Source organism: Streptomyces sp. NPDC029159 (assembly GCF_055564055.1).
The window spans coordinates 83117-93836 of record NZ_JBVHWT010000019.1; the positions used below are offsets into that span (position 1 = coordinate 83117).

At 72.3% G+C, this 10720-nt stretch carries 11 protein-coding genes; 7 read left to right on the plus strand and 4 right to left on the minus strand.

Annotation, left to right across the window (positions count from 1 at the left end):
- Positions 1 to 80 precede the first annotated feature (80 nt).
- On the minus strand, positions 81 to 1862 hold the full coding sequence (gcl, locus tag ACZ4U4_RS28300) for a glyoxylate carboligase (RefSeq protein ID WP_467879943.1): 1782 nt from the start codon (positions 1860 to 1862) through the stop codon (positions 81 to 83).
- Between the two features lie 223 nt (positions 1863 to 2085).
- Between gcl and ACZ4U4_RS28305 the strand changes: the two genes are divergently transcribed.
- Entirely contained in the window at positions 2086 to 2697 is a 612-nt protein-coding gene (locus tag ACZ4U4_RS28305; protein ID WP_467880052.1) for an alpha/beta fold hydrolase, read from the plus strand.
- Between the two features lie 103 nt (positions 2698 to 2800).
- Here ACZ4U4_RS28305 and ACZ4U4_RS28310 read toward each other — a convergent pair whose 3' ends face one another.
- On the minus strand, positions 2801 to 4027 hold the full coding sequence (locus ACZ4U4_RS28310; RefSeq protein ID WP_467879946.1) for an acyl-CoA dehydrogenase family protein: 1227 nt from the start codon (positions 4025 to 4027) through the stop codon (positions 2801 to 2803).
- Between the two features lie 162 nt (positions 4028 to 4189).
- Here ACZ4U4_RS28310 and ACZ4U4_RS28315 point away from each other — a divergent pair, with 162 nt between their 5' ends.
- Positions 4190 to 4834, plus strand: a complete 645-nt coding sequence (locus ACZ4U4_RS28315) for a TetR/AcrR family transcriptional regulator (RefSeq protein ID WP_467879948.1) — start codon at positions 4190 to 4192, stop codon at positions 4832 to 4834.
- Between the two features lie 32 nt (positions 4835 to 4866).
- Here the strand turns inward: ACZ4U4_RS28315 and def are convergent, their stop codons facing one another.
- Positions 4867 to 5424 (minus strand): peptide deformylase, encoded by a 558-nt coding sequence (gene def / locus ACZ4U4_RS28320; RefSeq protein ID WP_467879951.1) that lies wholly within the window; start codon positions 5422 to 5424, stop codon positions 4867 to 4869.
- A gap of 190 nt (positions 5425 to 5614) precedes the next feature.
- On the opposite strand from def, the gene ACZ4U4_RS28325 reads away from it, so the two are divergent.
- The 5 genes from ACZ4U4_RS28325 to ACZ4U4_RS28345 all read left to right on the plus strand — a co-directional run bounded on the left by ACZ4U4_RS28325 (position 5615) and on the right by ACZ4U4_RS28345 (position 10129).
- Entirely contained in the window at positions 5615 to 6853 is a 1239-nt protein-coding gene (locus ACZ4U4_RS28325) for a DUF1727 domain-containing protein (protein WP_467879953.1), read from the plus strand.
- A 29-nt stretch (positions 6854 to 6882) separates the two neighbouring features.
- Positions 6883 to 7611, plus strand: coding sequence for a type 1 glutamine amidotransferase (locus ACZ4U4_RS28330; protein ID WP_399095523.1), 729 nt, complete (start codon positions 6883 to 6885; stop codon positions 7609 to 7611).
- A 167-nt stretch (positions 7612 to 7778) separates the two neighbouring features.
- The gene (locus ACZ4U4_RS28335) at positions 7779 to 8804 is read left to right on the plus strand and encodes a 6-phosphofructokinase (protein WP_030281391.1); all 1026 of its coding nucleotides are present in this window, start codon (positions 7779 to 7781) and stop codon (positions 8802 to 8804) included.
- A 115-nt stretch (positions 8805 to 8919) separates the two neighbouring features.
- Positions 8920 to 9870, plus strand: a complete 951-nt coding sequence (locus ACZ4U4_RS28340; RefSeq protein WP_467879958.1) for a cytochrome c oxidase assembly protein — start codon at positions 8920 to 8922, stop codon at positions 9868 to 9870.
- Between the two features lie 100 nt (positions 9871 to 9970).
- Positions 9971 to 10129, plus strand: coding sequence for a hypothetical protein (locus tag ACZ4U4_RS28345; protein WP_467879961.1), 159 nt, complete (start codon positions 9971 to 9973; stop codon positions 10127 to 10129).
- 19 nt (positions 10130 to 10148) lie between these two features.
- On the opposite strand, the gene ACZ4U4_RS28350 is transcribed toward ACZ4U4_RS28345, so the two are convergent.
- A complete protein-coding gene (locus tag ACZ4U4_RS28350) occupies positions 10149 to 10565 on the minus strand; it encodes an SSI family serine proteinase inhibitor (RefSeq protein WP_467879963.1) in 417 nt (138 codons plus the stop codon).
- Positions 10566 to 10720 lie beyond the last annotated feature (155 nt).

The window sequence follows — 10720 nt, forward strand, 5'->3', positions numbered from 1 at the left end:
CCGCCCCGGAGCGGGAGCCCTTCCGGGAACCCCGTCCGGGGCCTGCGCCGAAACCGTCTCCGCCGGGGCGAACGCGCAGGTCAGACCTTCAGCGGCTTGATCGCCGTGGGGGCGTGGCCGGGCTCGGTCGCCAGCTCCTCCCACTCGTTGACCTTGTCGATCTCCGCGCCGGCCATCGAGATGTTGGTGATCCGCTCCAGGATCGCCTCGACGACCACCGGGACGCGGTGCTCGGCGGCGAGCTTCTTCGCCTCCTCGAACGCGGGCAGCAGCTGCTCGGGCTCGGTCACCCGGATCGCCTTGCAGCCCAGCCCCTCGGCGACCTTGACGTGGTCGACGCCGTAGACGCCCAGCTCGGGGGTGTTGATGTTCGCGAACTCCAGGTTGACCTGGAAGTCGATGTCGAAGTTGCGCTGCGCCTGACGGATCAGGCCCAGGTAGGCGTTGTTCACCAGGACGTGGACGTACGGGATGCGGTGCTGGGCGCCGACCGCCAGCTCCTCGATCATGAACTGGAAGTCGTAGTCGCCGGAGAGCGCGACCACCGGGGTCTCCGGGTCGGCGGTGGCCACGCCCAGGGCGGCGGGGATGGTCCAGCCGAGCGGTCCGGCCTGGCCGCAGTTGATCCAGTGGCGCGGCTTGTAGACGTGCAGCATCTGGGCGCCGGCGATCTGCGAGAGGCCGATGGTGGTGACGTAGCGGGTGTCCGGCCCGAACGCCTTGTTCATCTCCTGGTAGACGCGCTGCGGCTTGATCGGGACGTTGTCGAAGTGGGTGCGCCGCTGGAGCCGGGCGCGGCGCTCCTGGGTGGCGGCGGCCCACTCGCCGCGGTCCGGCAGCGCGCCCGCGGCCTGCTGCTCCCTGGCGACCTGGACGAACAGTTCAAGGGCCGCCTTCGCGTCGGAGGTGATGCCGTAGTCCGGGGCGAAGATCTTGCCGATCTGGGTGGGTTCGATGTCGACGTGCACGAAGGTGCGGCCCTCGGTGTAGACGTCGAGCTTGCCGGTGTGGCGGTTGGCCCAGCGGTTGCCGATGCCGAGGACGAAGTCGGAGGCGAGGAGGGTGGCGTTGCCGTAGCGGTGGGAGGTCTGCAGGCCCACCATGCCGGCGTTCAGCTCGTGGTCGTCGGGAAGGATGCCCCAGCCCATCAGGGTGGGGACGACCGGGACGCCGGTCAGCTCGGCGAACTCGACCAGCAGCGCGCAGGCGTCGGCGTTGATGATGCCGCCACCGGCGACGATCAGCGGGCGCTCGGCCTCGTTGAGCAGGGCGAGGGCTTTCTCGATCTGGGCGCGGGTGGCGGCGGGCTTGAAGGCGGGCAGCGGCTCGTACGTCTCGGGGTCGAAGTCGATCTCGGTGAGCTGGACGTCGATCGGCAGGTCGACGAGGACGGGCCCGGGGCGTCCGGAGCGCATCAGGTGGAACGCCTGCTGGAAGACGCCGGGGACCTGCGCGGCCTCGGTGACGGTGGTCGCGGCCTTGGTGACGGGTCCGGCGATGGCGGCGATGTCGACGGCCTGGAAGTCCTCCTTCTGCATCACCGCGACCGGTGCCTGGCCGGTGATGCAGAGGATCGGGATGGAGTCGCCGGTCGCGGAGTACAGGCCGGTGATCATGTCGGTGCCGGCCGGGCCCGAGGTGCCGATGCAGACGCCGATGTTGCCGGGGTGGGTGCGGGTGTACCCCTCGGCCATGTGGGAGGCGCCCTCGACGTGGCGGGCGAGCGTGTGGTCGATCCCGCCGGCGGCCTTGAGCGCCGCGTAGAAGGGGTTGATCGCCGCGCCCGGGACTCCGAAGGCGTGGGAGATGCCCTCCCGCTTGAGGATCTCCACCGCGGCGCGGGCGGCTGTCATTCGAGGCATCGCGTACTCCTGCGTCGGCCTGTCAGGGGCGTCGTCCGGCCCGGAGACCGGAACTCCTTCAATTCCGTATTGTGAAAGTCATGTTTTGCTTTACGGAAGGAAAGTAGAGCGCGGTGCCGGACCCGTCAAGAGATCCGGTGACGGTGAGCGAGCAGCCGCACCCGGCCGGGGGTGCGGCGCATACGCCAACTCCCCTGCCTGATAACGGAGTTCAGGATCCCGAATCCCCCACCGCGACCCCGCCCCCGGCGGCCGGTACCGCAGCGACCGGCCGGCGGCGTTCCCGTACACGATGGAGGCGCACGCCGACGCGGTGGCGGTGGCGCTGGAGGCGGCGGGGGTGACGGGTGCGGAGGTGGTGGCGCACAGCATGGGCGGCACGGTCGCGGTGCTGCTCGCGGCGCGCCATCCGCGGCTGGTGTCGCGGCTGGTGCTGGTCGACGCCAATCTCGACGCGTTGGAGCCGGAGCGGGGCGCGGGCGGCAGCCGCGGGATCGCGGCGCGGACGGCCGAGGAATTCCGGACCGGCGATGCGGAGAGCGCCGCCGCGGCGGGCAGCGAGTGGTGGGCCACGATGCGGCTCGCCGGGCGGGAGGCGGTGCACCGCAGCGCCGTCGACCTGGTCCGCGGGACCACGCCGTCCGTCCGGAAGGTGCTGTGCGATCTGCCGCTCCCCCGGACGTTCCTGTACCCGGCCGACGACGGACCCTTCCCCGGTACGGACGGGCTGACCGCGGCGGGCGTCGCGGTGGTGGGCCTGCCCGGCTGCGGGCACAACATGATGCTGGACGCCCCGGAGGCGTTCGCCCGGGCGACGGCCGCGGCGCTGGCGTAGGCCGCCCGGACACACGGAAAACCGCCGGTCCCCCGCTTTGCGGAGGCCCGGCGGTCGGATCCCGTACGGGGCGCGCGGCCGCGGCGGCGCGCCCCGTAGGGGTTCAGCGGATCGGCATCCCGGAGAGGGTGCGGGCGATCACCAGGCGCTGGATCTCGCTGGTGCCCTCGAAGATCGTGTAGATCGCGGCGTCGCGGTGCATCCGCTCGACCGGGTACTCCCGGGTGAAGCCGTTGCCGCCGAGGATCTGGATGGCCTGGGCGGTGACCTTCTTGGCGGTCTCGCTGGCGAACAGCTTCGACTGCGAGCCCTCGGCCGCCGTGAACGGCTTGCCGTTGACCGCCATCCAGGAGGCCCGCCACACCAGCAGCCGCGCCGCGTCGATCGAGGTGCGCATGTCGGCGAGCTGGAAGGCGACGCCCTGGTTGTCGATGATCGGGCGGCCGAACTGCTCACGCGTCTTCGCGTACTCCAGGGCCTCCTCGTACGCGGCGCGGGCGGTCCCGACGGCCATCGCGCCGACGGCCGGGCGGGACGCCTCGAAGGTGGCCATCGCGGCGTTCTTCACGCGCTCACCGCTGGTCTTCGCGCGCTCCCGGGCGCGGGCGAGGCGCTCGTCCAGCTTCTCCTTGCCGCCCAGCAGGCAGCTGCCGGGGACGCGGACGTCCTCCAGTACGACCTCGGCGGTGTGCGAGGCGCGGATGCCGTGCTTCTGGAACTTCTGCCCCTGGGAGAGGCCGGGGGTGCCCGGCGGCACGATGAAGGAGGCGTGGCCCTTGGAGCCCAGCTCCGGGTCGACGACCGCGACGACGACATGGACGTTGGCGATGCCGCCGTTGGTCGCCCAGGTCTTGGTGCCGTTGAGGACCCACTCGTCCTTGGCCTCGTCGTAGACGGCGCGGGTGCGCATGGAGGCGACATCGGACCCGGCGTCCGGCTCGGAGGAGCAGAAGGCGGCGACCTTGACGTCGTCGGGGGTGCCGTACATCTGGGGTATCCAGGTGCCGATCTGCTCCTCGGTGCCGTTGGCGAGGACGCCGACGGCGGCGAGGCCGGTGCCGACGATCGACAGGGCGATGCCCGCGTCACCCCAGAACAGCTCCTCCATCGCCATAGGGATGCCGAGACCGGTGGGGTCGAAGAACTGCTGGGCGTAGAAGTCGAGCGAGTAGATGCCGATCTTGGCGGCCTCCTGGATGACCGGCCAGGGCGTCTCCTCGCGCTCGTCCCACTCGGCGGCCGCGGGGCGCATGACATCCGCGGCAAAGCCGTGGATCCAGTCCCGGACCTCCTTCTGCTCGTCGTTCAGCTCCATGATGAACTCGGCCATGTCCCCTCCAGCGGTACGCGCCACATCAGGCGTTACTTACGGTAACAGGAGTCTGTTACTCACGAGTAGGCGTGTCAACTCCCCCGCTGACGACAGGCACCGCGCGGCACGGGTGTTACGTTGCGCGAGCACCACGGGTTCACAAGGGCGGGGAGCTGGACGATGGAGAACACCGAGCGGGACGGCAGGCGGCAGACGACCGCGGACCGGCGGCGCGAGCTGCTGGAGGCGGCCGAGCGGATCGTCCTGCGCGACGGCCCGGAGGCGTCGATGAACGCCATCGCCGCCGAGGCCGGGATCACCAAACCGATCCTCTACCGCCACTTCGGCGACAAGGGCGGCCTCTACCGCGCCCTCGCGGTGCGCCACACCGACGGACTGCTGGCCGGGCTGCGGGCGGCGCTGGCCTCCCCGGTGCCGCGCCGCGAGCGGGTCGAGGCCACCCTCGACACCTATCTCCTCGCCATCGAGACCCGGCCGCAGGTCTACCGCTTCCTGATGCACCCGGCCGACGAGGCGACCCCCGCCGAGTCCGGATTCGACGTCGGACGGCACTCCGCCCCGCTGCTGCGCCGCCTCGGCGAGGAGCTGGCGGAGGTGATCAGCGAACGCCTCGCCCTCGGCCCGGCCGGCGAGGAGAAGGCCCGCGTCTGGGGGCACGGCATCGTCGGCATGATGCACGCCGCCGGCGACTGGTGGCTGCGCGAACGCCCCTGCTCCCGCCGGCAGTTGGTGACCCACCTGACGGATCTGCTGTGGGGCCAGCTCGCCGCGATCGAGGACCGGCCGGACGGCCCCGGCTTCTGAACCGCGGGCTCCGGGAACCGGCACACCCGGGGTCAGCGGGCGGCCGCCGCCTCCTTCGCCCACGGGGCGCGGGCCGCGGACCGCAGCGCGCGGCGGCGCCGCAGACCGGTGAGCCGGTCCACGTAGAGACCGCCCTCCAGGTGGTCGCACTCGTGCTGGAGGCAGCGGGCGAAGAAACCGGTGCCCTCGACGCGCAGCGGCGCACCGGTCCGGTCGACACCCTCCACCACGGCCTCGTCGTGGCGCGGGGTGCCCGCCTCGATGCCGGGCAGCGAGAGACAGCCCTCGGGTCCGCGGACGACCGGCCCGTCCGTCCCCGCCAGGTGCGGATTGACGAGGTGGCCGAGGTGGCGGCGGTCCTCGTCATCGGGGCAGTCGTAGACGAACACCCGCAGCGGGACGCCGATCTGATTGGCGGCGAGCCCCACGCCCCCGGCCGCGTACATCGTCGCGAACATGTCCTCGATCAGCCGGGACAGCTCGCCGTCGAACGACGTGACCTCCCGGCAGGGGGCCGAAAGGACCGGATCGCCCAGCAGTCGGAGGGGGCGCGGCTGCCCGGTGCGGCCGGGAATGGTGCGGGACGGCATGGGGACCAGCGTACGGTCCCGCGGAGCGCCGGATGACGTCGCGGGGGTGGCGGGGTTCGGGCACGGGCGCGGATCTCGATAGGCTGATCCCCGACCGACAGCCTCCGGACGGGCCCTCGGCCCCGGAGGAGGCGTTCCACCGGCAGCCCGGAGGGCAGGCGGGCGCCGGATGCAAGGAGGATCAAGGACGATGGCAGGCAACACGGACCCGCTGTCGCCGCGGGCCAAGCTGGCCGTGACGGCGGGCAGAGCCGCGGCGGCGGTATCGCGCGCGGCAGGCCGCGGCAGCGGATCGGTGATCGGCGGCCGGGTGGCACTCAAGCTCGACCCCGACCTGCTGGCCCGGCTGGCACGTCATCTGGATGTCGTGCTCGTGTCCGCGACGAACGGCAAGACGACGACGACCCGGCTGATCGCCGAGGCGCTGCGGGCCGGCGGCCCGGTGGTCTCGAACGCGCTGGGCGCCAACATGCCGGCGGGGATCACCTCCGCGCTGGCGGGCGGCTCGGACGCCAAGTTCGGCGTCATCGAGGTCGACGAGAAGTACCTCGCCGGGGTGGCGCGGGACGTCACGCCCAAGGCCATAGCGCTGCTGAACCTCTCGCGTGACCAGCTCGACCGTGCCGCGGAGACCCGCATGCTGGCCGAGCACTGGCGCGAGGGCCTCTCCGGCTCCAAGGCGCTGATCATCGCCAACGCCGACGACCCGCTCATCGTGTGGGCGGCGTCCTCGTCGGCGAACGTGGTGTGGGTCGCGGCGGGCCAGGAGTGGAAGGACGACGCCTGGTCGTGCCCGTCGTGCGGCGGTGTGATGCAGCGCCCCGACGACGACTGGTTCTGCGGTGAGTGCGGCTTCCGCCGCCCCACGCCCAGCTGGGCCCTGTCCGGCGACTACGTCCTCGACCCGCACGGCAGCGCCTGGCCGATCAAGCTGCAGCTGCCCGGCCGTGCCAACAAGGCGAACGCGACGACGTCCGCCGCGGTGGCCGCCGCCTTCGGCGTGCCCCCGCAGGTGGCGCTGGAGCGGATGTACAGCGTGCAGGCGGTCGCGGGCCGCTACGACGTGGTGTCGTTCATGGAGCGGGAGCTGCGGCTGCTGCTGGCGAAGAACCCGGCCGGCTGGCTGGAGACGTTCTCGCTGATCGACCCGCCGCCGACCCCGGTGATCATGTCCGTCAACGCCCGCGGCGCGGACGGCACCGACACCTCCTGGCTGTGGGACGTCGACTACACCCGCCTCGCCGGGCACCCGCTGTTCGTGCTGGGTGACCGGAAGCTGGACCTCGCGGTCCGCCTGGAGGTCGCGGGGCTCGACTTCGAGGTCTGCGACAGCCTCGACCAGGCGGTTCAGATGGCGCCGCCCGGGCGGATCGAGGTCATCGCCAACTACACGGCCTTCCAGGACCTGCGTCGGCGCGTGGGCAACTGACGGCGATGGAAAGACAAGGACGAGCGAGAATGAGCGACAACAGCCTGCGGCTGGTGTGGGTCTACCCGGACCTGCTGAGCACCTACGGCGACCAGGGCAACGCGCTGGTCGTGGAGCGCCGGGCCCGGCAGCGCGGCCTGGACGTGCAGCGCCTCGACGTACGGTCCGACCAGCCGATCCCCACCTCCGGTGACATCTACCTGATCGGCGGCGGTGAGGACCGGCCGCAGCGCCTTGCGGCCGAGCGGCTGCTGCGCGACGGCGGACTGAACCGCGCCGTCTCCAACGGCGCGATCGTCTTCTCGGTCTGCGCCGGGTACCAGATCCTCGGCCACGAGTTCATCAACGACCAGGACAAGCAGCAGCAGGGCCTGGGCCTCCTCGACGTGGTGAGCACCCGCGGCGAGGCGGAGCGGTGCGTCGGTGACGTCCTCGCCGACATCGACCCGCAGCTCAACCTCCCGCCGCTGACCGGCTTCGAGAACCACCAGGGCGTCACGCACCTGGGGCCGACGGCCCGTCCGTTCGCGAAGGTCCGCTTCGGCAACGGCAACGGCGTCGGCGACGGCTTCGAGGGCGCCTGGCAGGACACCGTCTTCGGCACCTACATGCACGGCCCGGTGATGGCGCGTAACCCGCACATCGCGGACCTGCTGCTGAAGCTGGCCCTGGACGTCAACGCCCTGCCGCCGGCCGACGACCGGTGGTACGAGGCGCTGCGTCAGGAGCGGATCGCCGCCGCGACCGCGACCACCTGACGGCCACCGCGCGGGGCACCTCCCGCGCGGCCACGCCCCTTCCGTACGCCCGCAGTCCCGCACTGCGGGCGTACGCGCGCGTTCGGGCGCCGCGCTTGTAGGGTGAGCGCCATCCCACCGGACGACGGGGTCCGGGCCCCCGGTTTCTGTTGCAGAGGGTTTCTGGCATGCGTATTGGTGTACTCACCTCCGGCGGCGACTGCCCCGGTCTGAACGCCGTCATCCGCTCCGTCGTCCATCGGGCCACGGCCGACCACGGCGACGAGGTCATCGGCTTCCACGACGGGTGGAAGGGCCTGCTGGAGTGCGATTACCGCAAGCTCGATCTGGATGCCGTCGGCGGCATCCTCGCGCTGGGCGGCACCATTCTCGGCTCGTCCCGGGTGCAGCCGGCGCACCTGCGCGACGGTGTGGAGCGGGCCCGCGGGCACGTCGCCGACCTGGGTCTGGACGCGATCATCCCGATCGGCGGCGAGGGCACGCTGAAGGCGGCGCGGCTGCTGTCGGACGCCGGGCTGCCGATCGTCGGCGTACCGAAGACCATCGACAACGACATCGCGGTCACCGATGTGACGTTCGGCTTCGACACCGCGGTGGGGGTGGCGACGGAGGCGCTGGACCGGCTCAAGACGACCGCCGAGTCGCATCAGCGGGTGCTGATCGTCGAGGTGATGGGGCGGCACACCGGCTGGATCGCGCTGCACTCGGGGATGGCCGCGGGCGCGCACGCGATCGTGGTGCCGGAGCGGCCGTTCGACATCGAGGAGCTGGCGGAGCGGGTCGGCGAGCGGTTCGCGGCGGGCAAGAAGTTCGCGATCGTGGTGGCGGCCGAGGGCGCGAAGCCGCGCGAGGGGTCGATGCGGTTCGAGGTCGGCGACACCGACATGTACGGGCACGAGCGGTTCGCCGGGGTGGCGCGGCAGCTGGCCCGGGAGCTGGAGCACCGGCTCGGCAAGGAGGCCCGTCCGGTGATCCTCGGCCATGTGCAGCGCGGCGGGACGCCGACCGCGTACGACCGGGTGCTGGCGACCCGCTTCGGCTGGCACGCGGTGGAGGCGGCGCACCGCGGGGAGTTCGGGATGATGACGGCGCTGCGCGGTACGGACATCACCCTGGTGCCGCTGGCCGAGGCCGTCGAGACGCTGAAGACGGTGCCCGGCGACCGCTACGCCGAGGCCGAGTGCGTGCTGTGAGCGGCGGCCGCGCCCGCAGGTAGGCGCGCCGTGTGAACCGCCCCCGGCCGAGGCAGGCACCGGGGGCGGTTCTAGTCTGGTCGCCGGAGTATCGGTACGAACCAGGAGCGAGCGGATGGATCACAGCGGGCACGGCATGACGATGGATCTGCCGCCGTTCACGCTGGGGCGGGGGATGGAGTTCGGCGGTGATCCGTTCTTTCTCGTGGGTTGTCTGCTGGCGCTGGTGCTGTACGGCTGGGCGGTGGCGCGGCTGCGGCGGCGCGGGGACGCCTGGCCGGTCGGGCGGACGATCGCCTGGGTCGTCGGCGTCCTGACCGTCGCGCTGGTGATGTGCACCAAGCTCAACGACTACGGCATGGTCATGTTCAGCGTGCACATGGTGCAGCACATGGTGATCTCCATGCTGTCGCCGATCCTGCTGCTGCTCGGGGCGCCGGTGACGCTGACGCTGCGCGCCCTGCCGGCCGCCGGGCGGGGCCGCAAGGGGCCGCGGGAGCTGTTGGTGGCGTTCCTGCACAGCCGGTACGTGCGGATCATCTCGCACCCGGCGTTCACCATCCCGCTGTTCATCGCGAGCCTCTACGCGCTCTACTTCTCGCCGCTCTTCGACTTCCTGATGGGCTCGCGGGTGGGGCACATCGCGATGATGGTGCACTTCCTGGCGGTGGGCCTGGCGTTCTTCTGGCCGATCATGGGCGTGGACCCGGGGCCGCACCGGCCCGGCTACGTGATGCGGATGCTGGAGCTGTTCGCGGGCATGCCGTTCCACGCGTTCTTCGGCATCGCGCTGATGATGGGCACCGAGCCGATGGTGGACACCTATCTGCACCCGCCGGCCTCGCTGGGCATCGACGCGCTGTCCGACCAGTCGGCGGCCGGCGGCATCGCCTGGGCGTTCAGTGAGATCCCGTCGGTGGTGGTGCTGATCGCGCTGGTCTACCAGTGGTACCGGTCCGAGGCGCGGCAGTCGCAGCGGGCGGACCGGGCGGCGGACCGCAACGGCGATCAGGATCTGGCGGACTACAACGCGTATCTGGCGTCGCTGCACGCGCGCGGGCGCTGACGCGGCGGACGGATGGCGGTGCGGGCCGCGGCCGGGGACGATGGGTCCCAGGCCGCGGCCCGCCGCCTTTCGGCCGCGGCCTGCGTGAGGAGGTACGCCGATGAGCGGATCCACGAGGACGATGACCGGGCTCACCGTCGGCGGGCTGGTGGTGGTGACCGCGTACAGCGTGGCGCTGGGCGGCAATCCGTGGGTCTGGCTCACCTGGGTGGTGGTGGCGCTGGTGACGGCGGCGATGGTGGTGACCACCCACCGGTGAGGCGCGGTGCGCCGGCCGTTCAGAAGCGGAAGAGCGGCCCGGTGGCGGCGTCCATGGTGCAGGCGTTGGCGAAGGTGCGCTCCCAGTCGAGGTGCGTGCCCCGCCAGACGCCCTCGGCGGTGACCGTCACCGGGTCGTACTCCTTGGTGCAGGCGTGCGGTGCGCCGCGCAGGGCGTCGAGGTCGCCGCGGGCCCAGGTCAGCGCGGAGCAGGCGGCGTCGTGGTGCGGATGGTGGTCGCGGCCGTCGGGGCAGCGCAGCAGGACGCCGCGGATCCAGGTGTGGGCGGTGTCCGAGACGGTGAGGAAGACGCCCCGGTCCTCCTGGGCGGTGGCGGCGTCGGCGGGGGTGGCGGGGGCCACGGCCACCGCGGTGACGAGGGCGGCGGCGGTGACCGCTACGGCGCGGGCCGCGCGGCGGCGTGGGCTGACGGGCATGGGGCGTCTCCTGGCACTCGTGGGGGTGGGCGGATACGGGCCCGGGGGGGGGGGGGGGGGGGGGGGGGGGGGGGGGGGGGGGGGGGGGGGGGGGGGGGGGGGGGGCGGGAAGGGGGAGGGGGGGGGGGAGGGGGGGTGGGGGGGGGGGGGGGCGA